The sequence below is a fragment of the Halalkalicoccus sp. CGA53 genome (assembly GCF_036429475.1).
In the GTDB taxonomy this organism is placed as follows: Archaea; Halobacteriota; Halobacteria; order Halobacteriales; family Halalkalicoccaceae; genus Natronorarus; species Natronorarus salvus.
On record NZ_CP144125.1, the window covers coordinates 3528557 to 3550918 of the forward strand.

The window sequence follows — 22362 nt, forward strand, 5'->3', positions numbered from 1 at the left end:
AGAGCGTTCGTGTCGCCCATCCGTGCGTATTTACCCCCGCCGCGCGATCACCGAGCGTGAGCAGTGACCGACTCCGCATCGGCGGCGGCGCGGGCTACGCGGGCGATCGCATCGAGCCGGCGGTCGAACTCTCGGCGGATCCGGGCCTCGACTACCTCTGTTTCGAGTGTCTCGGCGAGCGGACCGTCGCGCTCGCTCGTCGGAGATCGACCGAAGGCGGCCACGGGTACAACCCGCTCCTCGAGGAACGGACACGGGCCGTCCTCGCGGACTGCGTCCAGAACGGGATCACGATCGTCACGAACATGGGCGCGGCGGACCCGACGGCCGCGGCTGCGCGTGTACGGGAGATCGCGGCCGATGCGGGCCACGACGGACTTCGGATCGCGGCGGTGAACGGCTCGGACGTCTCGGATCGCTTCGAGGACCTCCACACGGAGACGACCGAGGGCGAACCGGTCGCCGCCTACCGCGACCGGGCGCTCGCCGCCGACGCCTACCTCGGTGTCGAGCCGATCCTCGCGGCGCTCGACCGCGGTGCCGACGTCGTCGTCACGGGCCGGGTCGCGGACGCGTCGCTCTTTCTCGCACCGTTGATCTACGAGTTCGACTGGCCGTACCCACACGGAGAGCCCTCCGAGCGGATCGGCCAGGGGATCGCCGCGGGCCACTTACTGGAGTGTGCCGGGCAGGTCACGGGCGGCTACTTCGCGGATCCCGGACGCGCCGACGTCGAGGGGCTCGCCTCGCTCGGCTTCCCGATCGCCGAGGTCGGGGCCGACGGCGATGTCACGATCACGAAGCTCCCGGGGACGGGGGGGACGGTGACGGCGGAGACCTGCACGCAGCAACTGCTCTACGAGGTCCACGATCCAAGTACCTACCTCGGCCCGGACGGCGTCGCCGACTTCTCCGGCGTCTCCTTCGCCGAGGTCCGAAAGGACGCCGTCCGTGTCGAGGGGGCGGTCGCCGATCCACCGCCGGAGACGCTCAAGGTCTCGCTCGGCTACGACGCCGGCTACCGGGGCGTCGGCGAGATCTCGTACGCCGGTCCGAACGCGAGAGCACGTGCCGAACTCGCCGGCCGGATCGTTCGCGATCGGCTCTCGATCCGCGGGCTCGACCCGGCGGAGCTTCGGACCGACCTCGTGGGCGTCGACTCGCTCCACGGCGACCTCGGCGACGAGGAGCCCTACGAGGTGCGACTCCGCGTCGCCGTGCGATCGGACGACGAATCGACCGCCCGCGGGGTCGCTCGCGAGGTCGAGACGCTCTACACGAACGGACCCGCCGGCGGCGGCGGTGCGCGCATGGAGACGGATAGGGTGGTGGGGATCGTCTCGACGCTCGTCGACCGCGAGCGCGTCGATCCGACGGTCTCTGTGGAGGAGGTGGAGGTGTGAGGACGGTCCGCGACCTCGCGCACGTCCGCGCCGGCGACAAGGGGAACACGTCGAACCTCGTCGTCGTCGCCGATTCGGAGGCGGCGTACGAGGAGCTCCTCGCGGGACTCACCGCCGACCGCGTCCACGAACGCTTCGCCCACCTCGGCGCGAAGGAGGTCACCCGCTACGAGCACCCGCCGACGGGTGCACTGAACTTCGTCGTCCGCGGCGTCCTCGCGGGCGGGGTGACGACCTCGCTCCGCGTCGACGGCCACGGGAAGTCGCTCTCGTCGCTGCTCGCCGGGACGAAACTGCCCGAGGAGTCCCGGTAGCCGAACGACGCGCGGTACACCCACACCCTTATTGGGACCCGGTACCGTCAGTCACGGAAATGGCGTTCGAGGAGGCGGTGATCGCCGGCATCGGCGAGACCGAGAAGAGCAGACCGAGCCCGAGAAACGACCAGCCTGCCTACGACTTAGAGGAGTACCTCGCGACGGCGGCCCGACTCACGCTCGCGGACGCGGACCTCGACGCCGACGAGGTCGACGGGCTCGGGGTCGCCCGGCCCTCGGTCGAGACCCCGTACCGCTACCCACTTTTGCTCGCGGACGAACTCGGCTTTCGCGATCTCGCGTGGATCACGGCGACCGACCACTGCGGCGGACAGGCCGTCCCCCTGCTCGCGCAGGCCGCGATGGCCGTCGACGCGGGCGTCGTCGAGACCGTACTCTGTCTGGGGGCCGACACCCCGAAGGTCCCCGGCGGCGGGGGCGAGGTATTCCCCCGTGATCCCCGCGGCCTCCAGCGGAACTACAAGGACCCGTTCGGCGTCCAGGGGACGAACGCGGAGGCGGCGCTCGCCCAGCGCCGTCACGCCGAGCGCTACGGGACGTCCCCCGAGGTCCTCGGTCGCATCTACGTCGCCCAGCGCCGGCACGCGGCGGCCAACCCGCTCGCGTACCTCCGCGAGGAGGTCGACCTCGAGACCTACCTCGACTCGGAGCCGATCGCCGACCCGATCCGGCTGTTCGACTGCGTCATCCCGGTCAACGCGGGCTTCGGCGCGCTCGTGACCACGCCAGAGCGGGCCGCAGAACTGGGTACCGATCCGGTGTCGATCGCCGGCGTCGGTCACAATCACAGCCCGTCGGTCCCCAGGGACGAAACGCTCACCACCATCGGGATGGAGCCGGCGGCCCGCCGGGCGTTCGGGATGGCGGGGCTCGACCCACGAGAGGCGGACTTCTACCAGCTCTACGACGACTACCCGATCGTCGTGACGATGGAAATGATCGAAATCGGTCTCTGTCGACCGACGGAGGCCGCCCGGTTCGTCGCGGAGACCGACTTCGGCGTCGAGGGCGAGGTCCCGCTGAACACGGGCGGCGGCCAGCTCTGTGCCGGCCAGGCAGGCGTCGCCGGGGGGTTCCTCCAGCTCGTCGAGGGGGTCAGACAGCTCCGCGGCGAGGGCGGCGAGGGACAGGTCCCCGACGCCGAATGGGGGATCGTCACCGGCATCGGCGGCGTCTCCGCGAACTACGACGGCGTGCTCGCGGCGAACTCCGTGATGGTCCTCGAACGGGGGGTGTCGGCGTGATCGACGACCGACCGCTCCCGGACACGAAGGCAGAACACGACGCGACCTTCTGGGAGGCGGCCGCCGAGGACCGGCTGCTCGTCCAGGAGTGTGGGTCCTGTAGCCACCGGCAGCTCTATCCAGGACCGGTCTGTCGGGCGTGTCACGCCGAGGCACCCGGCTGGATCGAGGCCGAGGGCACCGGCGAGGTCCACTCGTACACGGTGATCCGCCGGGCGACCGAACACCGCGCGTTCGAGCCGGTGATCCCGTACGTCGTCGCGTCGGTCGAGCTTCCGGAGGGTCCGAGAATGCTGACGAACGTCGTCGGCTGCGACGTCGAGGACGTCGAGGTCGGAATGTCGGTCGTCGTGGAGTTCGAGCCGTTGGGAGCGGGACTCGCGATCCCGGTGTTCCGTCCGCGGTGAGCCGGGTCGTGCGGCGGCTGCTGGCTCGACGGTGCCCGACGTGTCCGCCCGTAGGTCTCCCTCGTCCACGGCGCCGACTCCGGCCTCGACCGAAACGGTGAGGGCGGTGGCCTCCGCAGCCCGGAGTATGACCGACAGTGCCACGACCGCCACCGGGAGCGACTACACCCTCGACGCGCTCGTCGCCGAGGGGATCGGGACGCTCTTCGGCGTCATCGGCGAGGGCAACGCCCACCTGCTCGACGCGGTGAACGACTCGGAACTCTCCTTCGAACAGGCGCGTCACGAACAGGCGGCCGTCTCGATGGCCGACGGCTACGCCCGAACGACCGGCGAGGTCGCCGTCTGTACGCTCACCCACGGTCCGGGCGTGACGAACGGCGCGACCGGCATCGCGGCGGCCGACCGCGACGACGTCCCGCTCGTGGTCCTGGTGGGGGACACCGGCGCCGAGGGGCGAGAGACGTCGCTCCAGTACCTCGATCACCGGACGTTCGCGGAGCCGATCACGGTCTACAGAACGAGAGTCGAGACGCCCGCGACGCTCCCCGAGTCGCTCTCGCGAGCGTTCGACCGGGCTCGCACCCGAAGCGGTCCGGTCCTCGTCGAACTCCCGAGCGACGTCCAGCGCGCGTTGGCACCCGGAGAGAGCTACGAGCCGGTCCCCCGACCGCGCCAGCGACCCCGGCCGGACGGACGACTGCTCTCGGAGGCCGTCTCGCTGCTAGAGCGTGCCGAGCACCCCGCGATCCTCGCCGGCGGCGGCGCGGCTCGATCGGACGCGGGCGAGGCGATCGCGGCGCTCGCCGAACGGATCGGCGCGCCGATCGCGACGACCTACTTCGGCCGGGGCGTGCTCCCCGACTCGCACCCGCTGGTCAGCGGGATCGGCGGCACGTTCATGACGCCCGCGAACGACGACCTGCTCCGTGAGGTGGACGTCCTCGTGGCCGTCGGCGCGACGCTCTCGGGGAAGGTGAGCCGCTACGGCGAACTCTACGCCGACGCGGACGTGATTCAGGTCGACCTCTCGGAGGAGGCGATCGGCACACACCGGGTACCGAGGGTCGGCCTCGTCTCCGACGCCCGGGCGGCGGTCGAGGCGCTGACCGACCGGGTCGGATCGAACCCGGATCGAGCCGACCGGGTCAAGGGGCGGATCGCGGGCGCGCCCGATCCCTGGGCCGACGGCTTCACCGACACGGAGGACGAGATCGACCCACGAGAGCTCACGCTCGCGCTCTCGGAGGCGGTGCCGGGGGACTCGATCGTCGCCGTGGACTCGGGGAACAACACCGGATTTCCCGCCGTGTTCCACGAGATCGGAGAGGGCGGGAGCGTCCTCGTCAACGGCAACTTCGGGACGATGGGCTACGCGCTGCCGGCGGCGCTGGGCGCGGCGGCCGCCGATCCCGACCGGACGGTCGTCTGCTACACCGGTGACGGCGCGTTCATGCAGGTGATCCAGGAGCTAGAGACGGGCGCGAGACTCGGCTTACCACTGATAGTCGCGGTACTCAACGACCGGAGCTACGGTATCATCCGCCACCGCCAGCGCCTCGAGTACGACCGCGAGACGGCGAGCAGCTACGACAGCCCCGAGTTCGTCTCGATCGCGGAAGGGTTCGGCTGCGAGGCGGCGCTCGTCCGCGCTCGCTCCGATCTCGCCGTCGTCGAGGAGTACCTCGCGTCGGAACCGGGGGTCCCGCTCGTGCTCGATGTCCGGACCGATCCCGGGGTTGCCCGCCCCGGGTTCCCTCCGTACTGAACGGTCGAATCGGCGTCAGTCGTCCCCGCCGACCCCAGAGAGCTCCTCCGGGGAGAGCACCGACGACAGCACCGCCTCGGTGTGCTCGCCGAGTCGCGGTGGGGTGTGTCCCGACCGCATCCCCCCGATCGAGAACTCGATCGGACAGACCGGGTACGGGAACTCGACCTCTCCGACCGTTATCTCGTCGAGGGTACCGCTCTCCAGTAGGTGTTCGTCCTCGAACACCTCACGGGTGTCCTTGACCGGAGCGCCCGGGATGCCGTGTTCCCGGAAGAGTGCGAACCACTCCTCGGCCGAGTGCTCCTCGAAGATCGGCCCGAGTGTATCCGCGAGCGCCTCTCGGTTCGCCACGCGGTCGGCGTTCGTCACGAACCGCTCGTCGGTCGCGAGCTCCGGCCTGTCGATCGCCGAACAGAGCGCGCGCCAGGTGTCGTCGCTGCCGATGGCGAGCGCGAACCAGCCGTCTGCGGACTCGACCGCGCGATACGGCGCGAGCGAGGGGTGGACGGTTCCCAGCCTGGGGTAGGGCTCGCCCGTGGCGAAGGTGCGGCCCGCGCGCTCGGTGAGCCAGGAGACCAGCCCCTCGAACATCGGCACTTCGACGTACCCGCCGTTACCCCGGTAGAGCGCGGTCGTCACCCCGATCACGGCGTACATCCCCGCACAGATGTCGCCGATGGGGATCCCCGGTCTCGCCGGTGGACCGTCTGCCTCCCCGGTGACGCTCATGCTCCCCGAGAGCGCCTGCGCGACCATGTCGAACGCCGGCAGGTCGCGGTACGGCCCGTCGAGGAAGCCCGAGATCGAGCAGTAGACCAGGTCCTCGTTGGCCGACCGGAGCTCCTCGTAGCCGAGACCCCACTTCTCCATCGTCCCCGGCCGGTAGTTCTCGACGAGCACGTCGGCCTCGTCGGCAAGCAGGGAGAACGCCGCCGCCCCCTCCTCGCTCGAGAGGTCGAGTTCGACGCTCCGCTTTCCCCGGTTCAGCGACGCGAAGTAGGCGGTGACCCCGCCCGCCTCCAGCTCGTCGCCGATGTTCCGGGTGATGTCGCCCCGTTCGGGCCGTTCGATCTTGATCACGTCCGCGCCCATGTCCGCGAGCAGCTGCGTCGCGAACGGGCCCGAGAGCATCTGTGTACAGTCGAGGACCCGCACGTCGGAGAGCGGGTGGCTGTCGGTGGCGTCGGTCATCGGATGCGCGTCGATACCGAGGCGGGATATATAACCCCTGCGTCACACCCTCGCTCACGCCGCGGTCGAGAACCAGTAGAGCCAGTGGGCGAGGTAGCCGAGCAGCGCCAGCGCGAGCACGACCTCGATCGCCCGCACCAGGTAGGGGGTGTAGGTCCGAACCTCCGCCATCGCGTCGTCGTAGACCGCCTGGAGCCGATCGAGTGTCTCGGTGACCCGGCCGCCGGCCGCCCCTTCGCCCGTGCCTTCGGAGGACATACACCGATCCTCGGCCGACTGGCTCTTAAATCCACCTCTCGACGCCGGGCGCCGGTCGGAGACGGTCCGCCCCGGATCGAGACCCTAGCGAACCCGGATCAGAAGCCCTCGGTCCCCGACAGTCGGTGCTCCTCGACGACGTCGTAGTCCAGCTCGATCCCGAGCCCGGGCGTCTCGGGTACCTCGATGTATCCCTCGTCGATCAGCGGCTCCTCGCGCGTCACCAGGTCGTCCCACCACTCGACCTCGAGCGCGTGGTACTCGAGCACGTCGAAGTTCGCGATCGCAGCCCCCAGGTGGACACACGCCATCGTTCCCACGGGGGAACAGACGTTGTGCGGCGAGATCGGGATGTAGTTCTCCTCCGCCCGATCCGCCACCCGCATCGTCTCCGCGAGCCCGCCCACGGTCGTCGGATCCGGCGTGATCACGTCCACGCCGTGCTCGTAGAGGAGTTCGGAGAGCTCGTGGACTCTGAACCGGTTCTCGCCGGTCGCGATCGGCGTCCGCGTCGCCCCCGTCACCTCGCGCTGTGCGCGCATGTTCTCCGGCGGGACGGGGTCCTCGAGCCACATCAGTTCGAACTCCTCTAGCTGGTAGGCCAGTCGCTTCGCGCTCTCGACCGAGTAGTCCCAGTGACAGTCGAACGCGAGGTCGACCTCGTAGCCGATCTCCTCGCGCACCGCCTCGACGATCTCCCGTTTCCGGTGGATCGCCGCGTTCGAGAGCCGGCCGTTCGTCGGGTCCGGATCGTTGTCCATCTCCATGTCGAGGTCGAACTTCAGCGCACTGAACCCCATGTCGACGACGCGACGTGCCTCGGCAGCGTACGCCTCCGGGGAGTAGGCGTCGGCGTCGGCGTACTCGGTGTAACCGTCCTCGACGGCGTACGCTTCCCCCGCGTGACAGTCGCAGTAGATCCGCACCTCGTCGCGGAACTTGCTCCCCAGCAGCTGATACACCGGCAGGTCGAGGATCTTCCCCGCGGCGTCCCAGAGCGCGATCTCGATGCCCGACGCCGCGGTGACGACCTTCCCGGTCGTCCCGCCGTGTCCCGACATCTCCTGAACGATCCGCCTGAACAGCCGCTCGACGTCGAGCGGGTTCTCCCCGATCAGAAACCGTTTCGTGTACTCGACGAGTTCGGGGACGCCCCCGCCACGGTAGGACTCGCCGATGCCGGTCACCCCGGCGTCGGTCTCGATCTCGATCAGGTTCCACTCGAAGTTGCCCTCGACGACGCAGGTCCGGATGTCCGTGATTGCGACGTCGCGCGATTCCGCCCGGTTCGTTGCGTGGTTCGAATAATCCCTCATTCTCTGTCTACCTCGTCCGCCGTCTCCCTGAACCCCTCGACCGCCCGCTCGTCTAGCTGCACGCCGTGGCCCGGCTCGCTCGGGAGGGAAATCAAACCCTCGTCGTCCGGCGCGAGCGGCTCACTGACGATGTCGTCGAACACCTTCACGTCCATGTCTCGGTAGAAGTACTCGACGAACAGCCCGTTCTCGATACTGCCGACCAGCGACGAGTGGAGGTTCCAGTTGTAGTGTGGCGCGATCGGGACGTCGTAGGCCGCCGCGTGGTGGGCGATCTTCAGCCACTCGGTGATCCCGCCACAGACCGTCGCGTCGGGCTGGAGGATCGTCGCCGCACCCGTATCGTGCAGGCGCGCGAAGTTGTGTCGCGTCCCCTCGAGTTCGCCCGTCGCCACTGGATAGCCGAGTGCGTCGTTCACCGCCGCCATCGTCTCGACTCGGTCGATCATCACCGGCTCCTCGATGAAGTACGGGTCGTACGGCTCGAACGCGCGACACGCCCGGATCGCCTCGGTGGCGTTCGCCCACTTCCCGTTCGCGTCGAGCAGCAGCGTCCGGTCGGGACCGATCTCCTCTCGCACCGCCGCGACACGCTCGACCTCCTCGGGGACGGATCGCCGCCCGACCTTCATCTTCACCGTGTCGTGGCCCTCGGCCAGATACCGCCCGATCTCCGCGCGGAGACCCTCGTGGCCCTTGTCGTCGCGGTAGTAGCCGCCGCTGGCGTACGACGGGACCGAGTCGGCGTAGCCGCCCAGTAGCTTGTAGAGCGGCTGGTCGGCGGCCTTCGCCTTGAGGTCCCAGAGCGCGATGTCGACGGTGGAGATCGCCCGGAGGAAGAGTCCGGTCCTCCCGATCTGGACGTTGCCGTCGTACATCTCGCGCCAGAGCCGCTCGGTGTCCCGCGGGTCCTCGCCGACGAGCAACGGCGCGAGCATCGACTCGACCGCGTCGGCGATCAGTCCCGCCCCCTCGTAGCCCAGCGAGTAGCCGACGCCCTCTCGTCCCTCTCTCGTCCGGACGTACGTGATCGCGTGATCGCGGTAGGTGATCGTCCGGTTCGAGAACGAGACGGGCGTCTCGAGCGGGATCGCTACGGGGAACGACTCGACGTCTGCGATCTCCATGGCCCCACACCGGGAGGCGGTGTGAAATAGCTTCCCGCGCAGGCAAGTGTTTCTCCGAACTCTATCGAGGAGAACCGACCCAACCGTCTATATCCCGGGGTCCGTTGGGCCGGGTATGGAGTTTCCCGATCGATCCCAGGTGGCCGATCTCCTCGAGCCGAAGCCGTTCCCCGAGTTCGCGCGGGTGCGCTACGACCCGCCGACCGAGACCGTCTCCGACGTCCACGGGACGACCCGATCGGAGCTGGATCAGCTCCCGCTCTCGGAACTCGACCCGGGCGCGACCGTCGCCGTCGGCGTCGGGAGCCGGGGGATCCACGCGATCGACGAGGTCGCGACCGCAGTCGTCGCCGGCCTCCGCGACCGGGGGCTCGAACCGGTCCTGGTCCCGGCGATGGGGAGCCACGGCGGGGCGACGCCGGCCGGCCAGCGGGAGGTGCTCGAGGTGCTCGGGATCACCGAGGAGCGCGTCGGCGCGCCGATAGACGCCCGGATGGACGCCGAGCAGGTGGGCGAGGTCGACGTCCGCGGGACGACGATGGCGGTCTACGTCGCGGAGGCGGCGCTCGAGGCCGACGCCCTCCTGCCGATCAACCGGGTGAAGCCGCACACCAACTTCGGCGGGCGGATCGAGAGCGGACTCTGTAAGATGGCCGTCGTCGGCTTCGGGAAACAGCACGGCGCGCGGGCGTTTCACTCGACCGCGATCGACCGCGGCTACGTGCCGACGCTCGAGGCGGCGCTCTCCCGTCTTCGGGAGGCGGTCCCGCTGGTCGGCGGGATCGCGCTCGTCGAGAACTTCCACGAGGAGACCGCGCTCGTCGAGGCGATCCCGGGCGACGAGTTCGAGGAACGCGAACCGGCGCTGCTGGAGCGGGCGAAAGCGGAGATGGCGACGCTGCCCACCGACGAGATCGACCTGCTGGTCGTCGACGAACTCGGCAAGGAGGTCTCCGGGGCGGGAATGGACACGAATGTGATCGGCCGCTACCGCGTGCTCAACGCGCCGGACCCCGAGACCCCGGCGATCGACCTGATCTACGCGCGTGGGCTGACCGAGGGGACGAAGGGCAACGGAAACGGGATCGGCCTCGCCGATATCACCCGAAAGGCGGCGATCGACCAGCTCGACCTGCAGAAGACGTACGCGAACGCGCTCACGAGCGGCTCGCTCGCGAAGGCACAGCTCCCGGTGGTCGCGCCCGACGACGAACTCGCGCTCCGGATCGCGCTGAACTCGCTCGGGGGCTACGACGCCGAGACCGTGCGAGTCGTCTGGATCGAGAACACGACCGACCTCGCGGAGCTGCGGATCTCGGAGGCGCTCGTCCCCGAACTCTCGGAGAGGACGTCGGTTCTCGACCGCGAACGACTCGCCTTCGAGGACGGCGAGGTACGGTTCGTTCCCGCCTGACGCATACGGGCGGTTGTAGTCTCTTACCGGTGATCGCCAGTACGGGTCGGCGATCACCGGTGACCAGTCACAACCGTCCGTATCACTCGACGACGTGGTCCTCGGCGCTGTCGCCGTCGGCGTAGAGGACGTTCAGCTCCAGTTCGTTCGCGGTGGCGAGCATCGTGTCCGGGATCTCGCGTTCGAAGCGCTCACCCTTCAGCCGGTGAGAGGGGCCGGAGACGCTCAGCACGCCGAGGACCGACCCTTCACGCTGGACCGGGACGGCCGCCGCGTTCAGCCCCCGGATGTGTTCCTGGCGGTTGTAGGCGAACCCGCGCTCTCTGACCCGCTCCAGTTCCCCGTAGAGCGCCTCGCGATCGGTGATCGTGTTCTCGGTGTGCGCGGGCAGCCCCCACCGGTCGAGGATGGCGTCGACGCGCTCTCTGGGGTAGTGTGCGAGGATCGCCTTCCCGGCCGACGAACAGTGGAGGTGGATCTGGCGACCGACCCCGAAGCCGACGCGCACAGCCCGGCTGCCCGTCTCCATGAAGAGGTAGATCCCGAGCCCGTGGTCCTCGACGACGAACTGCGCGCGCTCTTCGGTCTCCTCCGCGAGCGTCCGAACGTACGGCTCGGCCATCCGGTAGGCCGGATCCCGCGTCTGTGCCGCCCGTCCGAGGCGGGCGAACCGGAGCCCGATCTGGTAGCGCTCGCCAGCCCGCGAGACGTACCGGAGGTCCGCGAGGGTGTTGAGGTGGCGGTGGGTCGTCGACTCCGCGAGGTCGAGCGCCGCCGCGATCTCGGAGAGCCGCGACGGGCCGCGCTCTTGGAGCGCGTGGATGATCTCGAAGCTCGTCTCCGTGCTCTGTATCCGCTCGTCGCGCCCGGTCATGATCGAACACTCTCGCCGAGGGGGAAATAGATTCCGTACTGCGGAACGTTTGACGTTCGGCCGGAGGGGATAGATCCCGTCGTATGGCGAATTGCTGTCGGACGAGAGTTCCTTTCATCGAGTCCCTTCCCGGATCGGACACGGTTGGATTCCGCTCCCCGGAAGGTCCGACCGGGCCGACCACGGCAGAGCGGTAGTGATCGGATCGCTCTGACAGCGATACGCCTGTAACGACCCACAGGTACGCACCGGAAGGGATCTCGTTCCGCGGGAGAGCGGCCCCTGACCTGACGGAGATCAAGCCCGTTCGAGCGATCGTTTCCGTCGGTCGGAATTTCGGGCGCTCTTCACCGTCCAGGTCAGTACGACCGCGGCATCCCGAGGACGTGCTGGCCGATGTAGTTTCTCACCATCTCGTTCGAGACCGGCGCGAGCACGTTGATCATCATCTCGCGCCAGTACCGCTCGACGTCGTACTCCTTCGCGTAGCCCATCCCGCCGTGGACCCGGATCGCGCGCTCGCAGGCCTCCAGTGCGTCCTCGCTCGCCCGGAGCTTGAGCGCGTTCGCCGCCGCCGCACACTCCTCATCGCGATCGTAGAGCCAGGCCGCCTTCCGGAGCATGAGGTCGGCCTGTTCGAGCTTGCTCCAGGAGTCCGCGAGCGGGTGCTGGACCGCCTGGTAGCTCCCGATGGGCGCGTCGAAGACGACCCGCTCGCTCGCGTACGACGCCGCCTTCTCGATCGCACGCTGGCCCGTCCCGATCGAGCAGGCCGCGAGACTGATCCGCTCGGCGTTGGCGAACGAGAGGAGGTACCGGAAGCCCGCGCCCTCCTCGCCGACCCGGTCCTCGGCGGGGATCGAGTAGCCGTCGAACCAGACCTCGTACGAGGGCGACGCGCCGCGACCGGCCTTCGAGATCTCGCTCACCTCGATCGCCTCGTGCTCCGGGTCGAACTCCGTGAAGAAGAGCGTGAGGCCGCCGAAGCGGTCGGCCGCCTCGCGCGGGGTCGTCCGGGCGAGCAGCATGATCAGGTCGGCCTCCCCCGCCTTCGAGGTCCAGATCTTCTGGCCCGTCACCCGGTACTCTTCGTACTCGGTCCGCTCGGCGGTCGTCTCGATCCGCGAGGTGTCGAGCCCGGCGTTCGGCTCGGTCACGCCCGTACAGACCTGCACCTCGCCGTCGGCTACGAGCGGGAGGTAGCGCTCTTTGTGCGCCTCGTCCCCGTACGCGACGAGTGGCGCGCTGCTGAAGACGTGGTGGGAGGTCACCGAGGTGCCGGCCATCGCCGCGCCCGAGCGGGCGATCTCCTGCTGGACGATCGCAGCCTCCTGCACGCCGTAGCCCTGGCCGCCGTACTCGGTCGGGATCGTGACGCCACACCAGCCGCCCTCGGCGAACGCGTCGAAGAACTCCTCGGGGTACTCGTGGCGCCGGTCGCGCTCGCGCCAGTACTCGTCGCCGAACTCCGCACAGAGCTCGCGGATCTGTCGCCGGATGAGTCGCCGTTCCTCGTCGAAGGTGAACTCCATAGATCCGGGATCGCCCCCCATCGACTTCAATCTGCCCGGACCCGAAAACGAATACTACCGAGATCGGTCGTTCGGTACGGAGGCCGTCGGCAGGGACCTCGTCGGGAGGATTCCGATCTCACCATCCCGGTATATAGTCGACGACCGCTCGTGGTATCGGGTGTCGGTCTCGGATCCCTACCGACCCTCGAACTCCGGCTCCCGGCCCTCGAAGAACGCGTCGATACCCTCGTTCTTGTCCCTGGTCGAGAAGAGCTGGACGAACAGTTCGGACTCGTAGGCGAGCCCGTCGTCGAGGCCCATCCGCGAGGCCGCACGGATCGCCCGCTTCGCGCGTTCGAGCGCGAGCGGGCTCTTCTCGGCCATCGATCCCGCGAGGCCGTAGACGCGCTCGTCGAGTTCGTCCTCGGTACGGAGTTCGTCGACGAGTCCGATCCGGGCGGCTTCTTCGGCGTCGATGATCTCACCGGAGAGGACGAGCCGCATCGCCTGCCCCTCGCCGACGAGCCGTGTCAGCCGCTGGGTGCCGCCCCCGCCGGGCATGATCCCGAGCGAGATCTCTGGCTGACCGAGTTTCGCACCCTCGACGGCGATGCGGACGTCACAGGCCTGCGCCAGCTCGCAGCCCCCGCCGAGCGCGTGGCCGTTGATCCGGGCGATCACCGGCAGGGTAGCCTCGTCGACCGTCTCGTAGATCCTGGGAGCCGCGCTCGCTTCTCGCTGCTCGACCATGTCCCGTTCTCGTAGCTCGCTCACGTCCGCGCCCGCGACGAACGCTCCCGACCCCTCCCCACCCGTGAGGACGACCACTCGCACCCCGTCGTCCGCCTCCGCCGCTCCGATCGCGTCCATCAGCTCCGCCCGGACCTGTCCGTTGAGCGCGTTTCGCGCCTCCGGCCGGTCGATCGTGACCGTCGCCACGCGCTCGGCGTGCCCGCCGACGTCGACCGAGAGGAGGTCGTACCCGTCTTCCAGATCCGTCATCGTTCGCTCCCGCCCCGGTTCGTGTCCCCTTCCCCGCTCACGCCGACACGCTCGCCCTCGTCCCAGAGGTAAAAGCCCTCGCCGGTCTTCTTCCCGAGCTTGCCCGCCCGAACCTTCCGGCGGAGGAGCTGTGGCGGTCGGAACCGCTCGCCGAGTTCCTCCCGGAGGTGTTCGGCGATGTGGAGGCGAACGTCCAGACCGACGTGGTCGCCGAGTTCGATCGGCCCCATCGGGTGGCCGTAGCCCAGCCGCATCGCCCGGTCGACGTCCTCGGGACCGGCGACCCCCGCCTCGACCATCCGGATCGCCTCCAGACCGGAGACGAGGCCGAGCCGGGAGCTCGCGAAGCCGGCGCTGTCGCGGACGACGACCGCTTCCTTTCCCAGTCCGTCGACGTACTCGACCGCGAACTCCTCCGTACGTCCGTCGGTCTGTTCGGCGATCACGACCTCGACGAGCTCCATGATGTGCGGCGGGTTGAAGAAGTGGAGGCCGACGACCCGTTCGGGTGAGGCCAGCCCGCTCGCCATCTCGCTGACCGAGAGCGAGGAGGTGTTGGAAGCGAGTACGGTTCGAGAGGAGACGAACGCCTCGCAGTCTTCGAACAGCTCCTTCTTCAGCTCCATCTCCTCGGGGACCGCCTCGACGACCAGATCCGCGTCGGTGACGGCCGACTCGAGGTCGGTCGTCCCCTCGATCCGCGAGAGCGTCGCCTCCATCTCCGCCTCGCTCACCTTCCCGCGTTCGACGCCGCCGGCGAGGTTCCCCTCGATCCCGTCGAGCCCCCGATCGACGAACTCCCGCTCGACGTCCCTGAGCGAGACGGTGTGACCGGCCATCGCCGAGACCTGTGCGATCCCGTGTCCCATGCTTCCCGCGCCGAGAACGGCGACGTGCATGACGGGTGGAATCGGAGTGCGGATAAAAATCGTTCCCTCCCGGCCACGAGGGCGCGCTCCTCGGCGTCGATCGGTCGGAAGGCGTCTCAGAGCAGTCGGTCCGCGATGATGTTCTTCTGGATCTCGGAAGTGCCCTCGTAGATCTTCGTGATCCGTGCGTCGCGGTAAAATCGCTCGACCGGGTGGTCGGTGACGTAGCCGGCCCCGCCGTGGACCTGGATCGCCTCGTCGGCCACCTCGACGGCTCGTTCCGAGGCGAACAGCTTCGCCATGCTCGAGAACCGGGCGGCGGTCTCCTGGTCGTCCTCGTCGACGGCCGTCGCCGCGCGGTAGGTCAGCGAGCGGGCCGCCTCGACCGCCGTCGCCATCTCGGCGATCTTGTGCCGGATCGCCTGGAACTCCGCGATCGGCCGGTCGAACTGCTCTCGCTCGTTCGCGTACTCGGTCGCCGCGTCGAGCGCGCCCTGGCCCGCGCCGACCGCCTGCGCGGCGACGTTCGTCCGTCCGGAGGCGAAAAACGCCATCAGCTGGTAGAACCCCCGGTCGACCTCCCCGATGACGTTCTCCTCGGGTATCCGAACGTCGTCGAGGACGATCTCAGCGAGGTCGGAGGCGCGAATGCCGAGTTTGTTGTCGATCTTCGTCGGACGGAACCCCTCGGTGTCGGTGGGGACGAGAAACGCCGTGATCCCGCGGTGGCCCTCGTCGGGGGAGGTCTTCGCCATCACGACGGCGACGTCCGCGACGGTTCCGTTGGTGATCCACGTCTTGGTCCCGTTGATCACGTACTCCTTGCCGTCGCGTTCGGCGCGGGTCTCGATCCCCGCGACGTTCGAGCCGTGGGCGGGTTCGGAGATCGCCGAGGCGGACGCCGACTCTCCGGCTGCGATCCGCGGCAGCCACTCCTCTTTCATCCACTCGTCGCCGAACTCGATGATCATGTCCGTCCCGAAGCCGGCGCTGCCGACCGCGGAACCGATCCCCGGGTCCGCCCGCCAGAGCTCCTCGACGACGAGCACCGTCGAGAGCTTGTCCATCCCCGCGCCGCCGTACTCGAGCGGTATGTTCGGCGCGACGAAGTCGTACTCCGCTGCCTCGCGCCGAATCACTTCGGGGTAGCGTTTCTCCCGGTCGTGGGCCTCGGCAACCGGGACGATCTCCTCTTCCGCGAACTCGCGAACCGCCCCGCGGATCGCCCGGTGTTCGTCCGACAGCGAGAATGCCATGCACGTCGTACCGAGTCGACCGGGTAAAGGGTACCGGTGGGACGGACACCCCGAGGCGAGCGCCCGGTTAGCTCGCCGGATCCGACGCCGTCGAACCGTCGCCCGGAGCCGGCTCTACCCGGTCGAGCCAGTCGACGAAGGCGTCGATGATGCGTACCCTGAGATCGATCAGTTCGCTCCGGTAGCCCACACCCTCCGAGTCGGTTCCCTCCGTCTCGTGGGACTGATCGGCGGTCAGCAGCCGGTCGCGGGCGGCGTGGAGCTGTTCCCGCAGGCCGTCGAGTTCCTCGCGCTGCTCGCCCGCCGGCAGGTGGTGGAGGAAGCCGAGTTTCATCATCAGGTGCGGGCGGAACGAGGGGTGTGAGACGTCCTCGACCGGCTCCCGCAGGAGCGCCCGGAGCCGGTCGAACCCTTCGTCGGTGATCCGATGACCGACGGATTCGGCCCCGGAGACGACCTCCACGTGGCCGTCGTCGACGAGCTGTGAGGCCGTCGGCGAGAGGATACCCGTGCTCGCACCCCAGTACCGACCGAACGTGTGGTGGAGCGAGTCGTGTACCTCGTCGACCGTCGCGACCTCCCGTTCGGCGAGCGTCCCGAGTATCCCGAGGCTCGCGAGTTCTCGCTGGTCCATACGGGGTCCTCGTGTGCCAGGAACAAAAACGGACCGTCGAGCCGTGATCGGCGGTCGGCGACCGACCGGTATTATGGGCGGCGGTCGCGTGGGGCGGGTATGAGCGAGCGCGACGGCGAGATGCGGGCACTGCTCAAGACCGACGTCGGTCCGGGGATGGAGCTCGAGAGCCTTCCGATCCCCGAGCCAGGACCCGGCGAGGTCCGGATCCGCGTCGAGTCGGTCGGCATCGACGGCGGGGCGGAGGCGCTGATATACGACTGGCACGAGAGCAAGCGTTTTTACGAACCGGCGTTACCGCAGCTCTTCGGCCACGAGTTCGCGGGCGTGATCGACGCTGTGGGGGAACACGTCGAGCGGTTCGGCGAGGGCGAACGCGTCGCCGTCGAGCCGTTCGTCGGCTGCGGCCACTGCCGGTACTGCCGGTCGGGCTCACCCGCACTCTGCGAGGAGCGTCGGCTGATCGGCCTCGACACGGAGCTCGACGGCGCGCTCGCGGAGTACGCGGTCGTCCCCCAGGAGACGCTCTACCCGATCGGCGACCTCGACCCGGACGAGGGGGTCTTCCTCGAACTGCTCGGGCTCGCGATGCTGGGCGTCGAGCGCTCGGGCTTCGAACCCGGCGACAGCGTCGCGATCACCGGCCCCGGCGCGGTGGGCGTCGGCGCGCTCGTCGACTTCGTCGCCGGCGGTGCGGGGCCGGTCACGGTCGTCGGTACCGACGCCGACAGGGAGCGGAGACTCCCACTCGCCGAGGAACTGGGCGCGACGCGCGCGGTGACCGCGGAGGAGGGCCTCGACGAGGAGGTCGACGTCTTCGTCGAGGCGTCGGGCCACCCCGACGCGCTCGCGCTCGCGACGGAGGCGACTCGTCGCGGCGGTGAGGTCGTCCAGATCGGCATCTACCACGGCCACGAGACGGTTCCCGCGAACCTCAACCAGTTCGTCAGGAAGAGTCTGCGGTTCACCCCGGTCTACGGCAGACGCGACTCCAGCTGGCGACGCGCGCTCGCGGTCGCCGAACGCACCGATCTCTCGCCAGCGATCGGCCCCAGCTTCCCGCTCTCGGAGTACGAGGAGGGGTTCGAGGCCGTGAGAGAGCGCCGGGGCGTGAAGGTGACGCTCCACCCGTAGCGGGTCGCGGTAGCGGAGAGACGAATCGGATCAGTCCTCGACCACCGCGAACGCCCGGACCGGACTCGCGGTCGCCCCCGACAGCGGCAACGGGACCGCGCTGAACGTGAAGCGGTGTGCGGGAACGGTGTCGATGTTCCGGAGGTTCTCGACGATCAGGGTGTACTCCTCGGGCGCGCCGTCGCGCAGCAGTACCCGGTGTGCCGGCATCGAAACCTCGCCGGCGACGTCGACGTTCCCACAGTCGATCCCGACGAGGCTTACCTCCCGCTCTCGCAGCCAGCGCGCGCCGTCGGCGGAGAGGCCCGGGTGCTCGCCGAGGTACGTCTCCTCGTCCCCGGGGAGGTGTGCGTCCCACCCGGTAGAGAGCAAGAGCGCGTCGCCAGGACGGATGTCGACGTCCGCCTCCTCGACGGCCAGGTCCAGGAGTTCGGGACCGATCAGCCCCCGAGAGCCCACCTCGGAGACGTCGAGCCAGACGCCGGGGCCGTGGCACTCCTCCAGTGCCAACTCGTCGATCGTCTTTCCATCCCTGTGGAGGTGGTACGGCGCGTCGATGTGGGTGCCGTTGTGTTCTGCGATGAAGACGAAGCCGTTGACGAGCGAGAGGTCCTCGACGCCCTTCCCCCGCCAGGTGTCCTCGGCCTCGTCGTGGTTCATTCTGGTTCCGGGGAGAAAGAGCGGACTCCGGCCGTGGCTCGGGTGGTTCGCCATTCCCTCCTCGATCCTCGCGGTCAGGTCGATGACTCGTGACACGCCCGCACCTGCGCGAGGAGGGCCCATAACGGTTTCTCGGCCCCGGGACTGATCACTCGTAGAGCCGTTTCGCGATCACCAACCGGTTGATCTCGTTGGTCCCCTCGTAGATCTGCATCCCCTTCGCGACGCGCATGTACCGTTCGAGCGGGTACTCCCGCGAGTAGCCCCGAGAGCCGTGGACCTGCACCGCCTCCGTCGTAACGTCCATCGCGACGTCCGTCGCCTTCGTCTTCGCCATCGCCGCCTCGCTCGTCACCCGCTCACCCCGGTCGCGTTTCGCGGCCGCGGAGAGGGTGAGCAGCCGCGCGGCCTCGACCTCGATCGCCATGTCCGCGAGCTTGAACGAGATCCCCTGGAACTCGCGAATCGGCCGGCCGAACTGCTCGCGCTCGTCGGCGAACCCGCGGCTCGCCTCGAACGCCGCCTGTGCGACGCCGACGCCCTGTGCGCCGGTCCCGATCCGACCAACGTCGAGGCCCTCGAGCACGTAGCGGAGCCCCCGTCCGGCCTCGCCGACCAGGTACTCCCTCGGAACCCGTGCGCCGTCGAACCGGATCTCCGTCTCGACCGACGCCTCGCCCTCCATACACGGGATGTCCCGGACCATCTCGATCCCCTCTCTCCCCTGCGGGTCGGGGATTCCGACGAGGCCGATCCCGTCCCCGGTCCGGACGCCGACGAGGAGGAAATCCGCGACGCTGCCGTTGGTCGTCCATACCTTCTCGCCGTCCAGGACGTACTCGTCGCCCTCGGCGGTCGCCGTCGTCGAGAGCGATCCCGCGTCGCTTCCCGCCTCCGGTTCGGTCAGCGAGAGCGCGGGGAGCCACTCGCCGGAACAGATCGCCCCGAGCCACTCCTCTCGCTGCCACTCGGCGCCGAACTCGTGGATCGGGTAGCCGACGAGGCTCGCGGCGACCGAGGCGGTCCCCGCGAGCAGCTTCCAGCTCCGGGCGAGCTCCTCGATCGTGATCGCGTACGACCGGTAGTCGAGGCCCAGCCCGCCGTACTCGGTCGGGTACTGCACGCCGTGAAAGCCGGCCTCCGCGACCCGCTCGACGAGTTCGGACGGGAAGATCCCCTCGGCCTCGTGCGCCTCGACGTGTGGGTCGACCTCGTCCTCGCAGAACCGCCGGACGCGCTCTCGGTGGTCGTGGTGGTCCTCGGAGAGCGGCGCGTCGTTCGTTCGCATCGTCTCACCGGTCGGACGCCGGCGACATAACTACCGCGGGCGGTCGAACGGATCGCGTCAGCACCGTTATTACGGCAGGTCGCGATACCGCGAGGCGTGAACGATTCGACCCTCCGCACGACGCTCTCGGAGGTGGCCGCTCGAACTCCCGACCGCGAGGCGCTCGTCGATCCCAGGGCGGGCGAACGGCGCAGCTTCGTCGATCTGGATCGGCGTGCGAGCGACCTCGCGGCGGGGCTCGCGGATCAGGGAATGGAGCGCGGCGATCGGCTCACCGTCCTCGTCGGCGACTCGGTCGAGTTCCTCGAACTGCTGTTCGCCTGTGCGCACGCCGGGATCGTCTGCAACCCGATCAGCACCCGCGTCGCGCCCGACCGGCTCGCGTACGTCCTCGATCACGCGGGCTCGACCGGGGTGGTCGTCGATCGACACGGCATCGGGACGCTGCGGACGCTCGAGGCAGAGGATCGACCACCCGTCTCCATCGGCGTCGGTGCCGGGAACGAGTCTCCCGTCGACCACACCTACGACTCGCTGTTCGGCGAGAGAGCGGCCGATCCGGCGCCGATCGCCGAGGACGATCCTGCCCTGCTGCTCTACACCTCCGGGACGACCGGGCGGCCGAAGGGCGTCGTCCACACCCACCGGAACGTCGTCGACGCCGCACTGGTCTGTCTGCCCTACAACCGGTTTCGACCGACCGACGTCAACCTCGCGCTCGGCCCGCTCTACCACGTCGGGCCGCTGCTCTGTAACGTCCTCCCCGCGTTCTCCGTCGGCGCGACGAACGTGATCCGCCACGGCTTCGACCCGACCGCAACGCTCGACCTGATCGAGTCCGAGGGGATCACCGCGATGTGGGGCGTCCCGACGCACGTCCGGGCGCTCGTCGACGAGGGGTCGATCGGAGAGCGCGACCTCGGTAGTGTGAGAATGATCCAGTACTCCGGCTCGGCGATGCCGGCGTCGGTCGCCCACCGCTGTCGCGAGCACATGCCCGACTGCGCGTTCGTCAACGCCTACGGGACGACCGAGATGGTCTTCGGGACGATCCTCTTTCCCGAGTTCCACGACGGGAAACTGGGGAGTATCGGCCGGGCGGTCCCGAAGGCGACTGTCCGGGTCGTCGACCCCGACGAGTCCGACCCGGAGGCGACCTGCGAGCCAGGCGAGGTCGGCGAGCTCCTGATCAGGAACGCGACGACGATGACCGAGTACTGGCGGGATCCGGAGGCCACGGAGGAGACGTTCGTCGACGGCTGGTACCGAAGCGGCGACCTCGTCCGCCGGGACGAAGAGGGCTTTCTCTACTTCGTCGACCGGACCGACGACATGATCGTCACCGGCGGCGAGAACGTCTACCCCGCGGAGGTCGAGGACGTGCTCCACTCCCATCCCGGAGTGGTGACCGGCGCCGTCGTCGGGGTCCCGGACGGCCGCTGGGGAGAGGTCGTCACCGCGGTCGTCGTCCCGCGGGACGAGGGGCTCTCCGCGGAGGAGCTGGAGGGGTTCTTCCTCGACTCGTCGGCGATCGAGTCGTTCAAACGGCCCCGCCGGTACGTCTTCCGGGAGTCGTTGCCGACGACCGCGAGCGACAAGATCGACCGCCGGACGCTGCTCGACTCGATCACGGACGGGTGATACGGACTGCTGTACGTCGTGTTCAGAGCGATCGCGACCCGCCCGCGGTCTCCCCGGTACACAGCTACAGCAGTCCGTACGAACCCGTGGTCTCCCCGAGCGAACGAGCGGTGGCGGTCTCACCGCATCGTCTGCCCACCGTTGACGTCGAGCGTCTCGCCGGTGACGAACTCCGCGTCCCTGAGGTAGGCGGCCGCCTCGGCGATGTCTCCGGGTCGGCCCAGTCTGTGTAGCGGGATCGCCTCGCGTCGATCCTCCTTGTCCGACTCGGTGTTCGTCCGGTCGGTCATGTCGGTCTCGACGAAGCCGGGGGCGATGGCGTTCACCCTGATCTCGGGGGCGAACTCCGACGCGTGGCTCTTCATCAGCGCGATGACCCCGGCCTTCGATGCGGCGTAGTGCGGTTCGTACGCGGCGCCGGTGTGGGCGATCCGCGAGGAGAGGTAGGTGACCGACGGTCCCGCTGGAACCGTCGACTCGCGAAGGTGCGTGAGCGCGGCCTTCGTCACCGCGAACGAGCCGGTGACGTTCGTTTTCAGTACGCGATCGAACTCCTCGATCGACAGCTCCGGGGTGAAGCGGTGGCTGTTCACGCCCGCGTTGTTCACCACGTGATCGAGGCCGCCGAAGCGCTCGACCGCCTCCGCGACCATCCCATCGACCGCGTCCGGGTCCGCGACGTCCGTCCGAACGGCGATCGCGTCGTTCGCGGTCTCCCCCTCGATCCTCCCGACGACCGTCTCGGCCGCCTCCCGGTCGTTGTGGTAGTTCACCGCGACGTCGTAGCCGTCGGCCGCGAAGCGTGCCGCGATCGCACGGCCGATCCCGCGCGACCCCCCGGTGACGAGCGCTGCTGGCATGGCTCTCCCTCTCTCGCGAGGGGGCTAATAGCTTCGTCAGGCGGAAGCCAACTCGCAGGCTCACCGTAAAAGCTCGTGGTTCCTCGATCGCGAACCGAACGACACCGGGGATACACGTCCCTCCGAGATCCGATCGGCTACGCCGATCCCTGTCGTGCGGA

The 22362-nt window shown here is 69.0% G+C and carries 21 protein-coding genes; 8 read left to right on the plus strand and 13 right to left on the minus strand.

Annotated elements, in window-relative coordinates:
- Positions 1 to 56 precede the first annotated feature (56 nt).
- The 5 genes from V2L32_RS19810 (at position 57) to V2L32_RS19830 (ending at position 5160) form a co-directional block, all read left to right on the plus strand.
- Positions 57 to 1403, plus strand: a complete 1347-nt coding sequence (locus V2L32_RS19810; protein ID WP_331234334.1) for an acyclic terpene utilization AtuA family protein — start codon at positions 57 to 59, stop codon at positions 1401 to 1403.
- Positions 1400 to 1717, plus strand: a complete 318-nt coding sequence (locus V2L32_RS19815; protein WP_331234335.1) for an AtuA-related protein — start codon at positions 1400 to 1402, stop codon at positions 1715 to 1717. Before V2L32_RS19810 ends, V2L32_RS19815 begins: the two co-directional genes overlap by 4 nt.
- A gap of 59 nt (positions 1718 to 1776) precedes the next feature.
- On the plus strand, positions 1777 to 2985 hold the full coding sequence (locus tag V2L32_RS19820; protein WP_331234336.1) for a thiolase family protein: 1209 nt from the start codon (positions 1777 to 1779) through the stop codon (positions 2983 to 2985).
- A complete protein-coding gene (locus tag V2L32_RS19825; protein ID WP_331234337.1) occupies positions 2982 to 3392 on the plus strand; it encodes a Zn-ribbon domain-containing OB-fold protein in 411 nt (136 codons plus the stop codon). The genes V2L32_RS19820 and V2L32_RS19825 overlap by 4 nt, the downstream gene beginning before the upstream one ends.
- 127 nt (positions 3393 to 3519) lie before the next feature.
- Entirely contained in the window at positions 3520 to 5160 is a 1641-nt protein-coding gene (locus tag V2L32_RS19830) for a thiamine pyrophosphate-binding protein (protein WP_331234338.1), read from the plus strand.
- Between the two features lie 15 nt (positions 5161 to 5175).
- Here the strand turns inward: V2L32_RS19830 and V2L32_RS19835 are convergent, their stop codons facing one another.
- From V2L32_RS19835 to V2L32_RS19850, 4 genes are all read right to left on the minus strand, one after another.
- Complete coding sequence (locus V2L32_RS19835) at positions 5176 to 6354, minus strand: CaiB/BaiF CoA transferase family protein (protein ID WP_331234339.1); 1179 nt, start codon at positions 6352 to 6354, stop codon at positions 5176 to 5178.
- A gap of 54 nt (positions 6355 to 6408) precedes the next feature.
- The gene (locus V2L32_RS19840) at positions 6409 to 6612 is read right to left on the minus strand and encodes a hypothetical protein (RefSeq protein WP_331234340.1); all 204 of its coding nucleotides are present in this window, start codon (positions 6610 to 6612) and stop codon (positions 6409 to 6411) included.
- A gap of 98 nt (positions 6613 to 6710) precedes the next feature.
- A complete protein-coding gene (locus V2L32_RS19845; RefSeq protein ID WP_331234341.1) occupies positions 6711 to 7928 on the minus strand; it encodes a mandelate racemase/muconate lactonizing enzyme family protein in 1218 nt (405 codons plus the stop codon).
- Positions 7925 to 9055, minus strand: coding sequence for a mandelate racemase/muconate lactonizing enzyme family protein (locus tag V2L32_RS19850; protein ID WP_331234342.1), 1131 nt, complete (start codon positions 9053 to 9055; stop codon positions 7925 to 7927). The genes V2L32_RS19845 and V2L32_RS19850 overlap by 4 nt, the downstream gene beginning before the upstream one ends.
- Before the next feature lie 115 nt (positions 9056 to 9170).
- Here V2L32_RS19850 and V2L32_RS19855 point away from each other — a divergent pair, with 115 nt between their 5' ends.
- Positions 9171 to 10469, plus strand: a complete 1299-nt coding sequence (locus V2L32_RS19855; RefSeq protein ID WP_331234344.1) for a nickel pincer cofactor-dependent isomerase, group 22 — start codon at positions 9171 to 9173, stop codon at positions 10467 to 10469.
- Between the two features lie 82 nt (positions 10470 to 10551).
- On the opposite strand, the gene V2L32_RS19860 is transcribed toward V2L32_RS19855, so the two are convergent.
- The 6 genes from V2L32_RS19860 to V2L32_RS19885 all read right to left on the minus strand — a co-directional run bounded on the left by V2L32_RS19860 (position 10552) and on the right by V2L32_RS19885 (position 16618).
- A complete protein-coding gene (locus V2L32_RS19860) occupies positions 10552 to 11343 on the minus strand; it encodes an IclR family transcriptional regulator (protein ID WP_331234345.1) in 792 nt (263 codons plus the stop codon).
- Between the two features lie 359 nt (positions 11344 to 11702).
- Positions 11703 to 12875, minus strand: coding sequence for an acyl-CoA dehydrogenase family protein (locus tag V2L32_RS19865; protein ID WP_331234346.1), 1173 nt, complete (start codon positions 12873 to 12875; stop codon positions 11703 to 11705).
- Positions 12876 to 13052: 177 nt separating this feature from the next.
- The gene (locus V2L32_RS19870) at positions 13053 to 13859 is read right to left on the minus strand and encodes an enoyl-CoA hydratase/isomerase family protein (protein ID WP_331234347.1); all 807 of its coding nucleotides are present in this window, start codon (positions 13857 to 13859) and stop codon (positions 13053 to 13055) included.
- Positions 13856 to 14758 (minus strand): 3-hydroxyacyl-CoA dehydrogenase family protein, encoded by a 903-nt coding sequence (locus tag V2L32_RS19875; protein ID WP_331234348.1) that lies wholly within the window; start codon positions 14756 to 14758, stop codon positions 13856 to 13858. The genes V2L32_RS19870 and V2L32_RS19875 overlap by 4 nt, the downstream gene beginning before the upstream one ends.
- A gap of 86 nt (positions 14759 to 14844) precedes the next feature.
- Positions 14845 to 15984, minus strand: a complete 1140-nt coding sequence (locus V2L32_RS19880) for an acyl-CoA dehydrogenase family protein (protein ID WP_331234349.1) — start codon at positions 15982 to 15984, stop codon at positions 14845 to 14847.
- Between the two features lie 67 nt (positions 15985 to 16051).
- Positions 16052 to 16618: a hypothetical protein gene (locus V2L32_RS19885; RefSeq protein WP_331234350.1), complete on the minus strand. Its 567-nt coding sequence runs from the start codon at positions 16616 to 16618 to the stop codon at positions 16052 to 16054.
- Positions 16619 to 16717: 99 nt separating this feature from the next.
- Between V2L32_RS19885 and V2L32_RS19890 the strand changes: the two genes are divergently transcribed.
- Complete coding sequence (locus tag V2L32_RS19890; protein WP_331234351.1) at positions 16718 to 17752, plus strand: zinc-dependent alcohol dehydrogenase; 1035 nt, start codon at positions 16718 to 16720, stop codon at positions 17750 to 17752.
- A 30-nt stretch (positions 17753 to 17782) separates the two neighbouring features.
- Here V2L32_RS19890 and V2L32_RS19895 read toward each other — a convergent pair whose 3' ends face one another.
- Together V2L32_RS19895 and V2L32_RS19900 are read right to left on the minus strand one after the other, a co-directional pair.
- Positions 17783 to 18508 (minus strand): cyclase family protein, encoded by a 726-nt coding sequence (locus V2L32_RS19895; RefSeq protein ID WP_331234352.1) that lies wholly within the window; start codon positions 18506 to 18508, stop codon positions 17783 to 17785.
- A gap of 52 nt (positions 18509 to 18560) precedes the next feature.
- Entirely contained in the window at positions 18561 to 19700 is a 1140-nt protein-coding gene (locus V2L32_RS19900) for an acyl-CoA dehydrogenase family protein (protein ID WP_331234354.1), read from the minus strand.
- A 96-nt stretch (positions 19701 to 19796) separates the two neighbouring features.
- Between V2L32_RS19900 and V2L32_RS19905 the strand changes: the two genes are divergently transcribed.
- Positions 19797 to 21341: a class I adenylate-forming enzyme family protein gene (locus tag V2L32_RS19905; protein WP_331234355.1), complete on the plus strand. Its 1545-nt coding sequence runs from the start codon at positions 19797 to 19799 to the stop codon at positions 21339 to 21341.
- Between the two features lie 119 nt (positions 21342 to 21460).
- Here V2L32_RS19905 and V2L32_RS19910 read toward each other — a convergent pair whose 3' ends face one another.
- Positions 21461 to 22201, minus strand: a complete 741-nt coding sequence (locus V2L32_RS19910; RefSeq protein ID WP_331234356.1) for an SDR family NAD(P)-dependent oxidoreductase — start codon at positions 22199 to 22201, stop codon at positions 21461 to 21463.
- Positions 22202 to 22362: the final 161 nt, after the last annotated feature.

Coding starts and splice junctions, on each gene's coding strand:
- V2L32_RS19820 (WP_331234336.1), top strand. CDS start 1,777: ATGGCGTTCGAGGAGGCGGTGATCGCCGGCATCGGCGAGACCGAGAAG.
- V2L32_RS19830 (WP_331234338.1), top strand. CDS start 3,520: ATGACCGACAGTGCCACGACCGCCACCGGGAGCGACTACACCCTCGAC.
- V2L32_RS19835 (WP_331234339.1), bottom strand. CDS start 6,354: ATGACCGACGCCACCGACAGCCACCCGCTCTCCGACGTGCGGGTCCTC.
- V2L32_RS19840 (WP_331234340.1), bottom strand. CDS start 6,612: ATGTCCTCCGAAGGCACGGGCGAAGGGGCGGCCGGCGGCCGGGTCACC.
- V2L32_RS19845 (WP_331234341.1), bottom strand. CDS start 7,928: ATGAGGGATTATTCGAACCACGCAACGAACCGGGCGGAATCGCGCGAC.
- V2L32_RS19850 (WP_331234342.1), bottom strand. CDS start 9,055: ATGGAGATCGCAGACGTCGAGTCGTTCCCCGTAGCGATCCCGCTCGAG.
- V2L32_RS19855 (WP_331234344.1), top strand. CDS start 9,171: ATGGAGTTTCCCGATCGATCCCAGGTGGCCGATCTCCTCGAGCCGAAG.
- V2L32_RS19860 (WP_331234345.1), bottom strand. CDS start 11,343: ATGACCGGGCGCGACGAGCGGATACAGAGCACGGAGACGAGCTTCGAG.
- V2L32_RS19865 (WP_331234346.1), bottom strand. CDS start 12,875: ATGGAGTTCACCTTCGACGAGGAACGGCGACTCATCCGGCGACAGATC.
- V2L32_RS19870 (WP_331234347.1), bottom strand. CDS start 13,859: ATGACGGATCTGGAAGACGGGTACGACCTCCTCTCGGTCGACGTCGGC.
- V2L32_RS19875 (WP_331234348.1), bottom strand. CDS start 14,758: ATGCACGTCGCCGTTCTCGGCGCGGGAAGCATGGGACACGGGATCGCA.
- V2L32_RS19880 (WP_331234349.1), bottom strand. CDS start 15,984: ATGGCATTCTCGCTGTCGGACGAACACCGGGCGATCCGCGGGGCGGTT.
- V2L32_RS19885 (WP_331234350.1), bottom strand. CDS start 16,618: ATGGACCAGCGAGAACTCGCGAGCCTCGGGATACTCGGGACGCTCGCC.
- V2L32_RS19890 (WP_331234351.1), top strand. CDS start 16,718: ATGAGCGAGCGCGACGGCGAGATGCGGGCACTGCTCAAGACCGACGTC.
- V2L32_RS19900 (WP_331234354.1), bottom strand. CDS start 19,700: ATGCGAACGAACGACGCGCCGCTCTCCGAGGACCACCACGACCACCGA.
- V2L32_RS19910 (WP_331234356.1), bottom strand. CDS start 22,201: ATGCCAGCAGCGCTCGTCACCGGGGGGTCGCGCGGGATCGGCCGTGCG.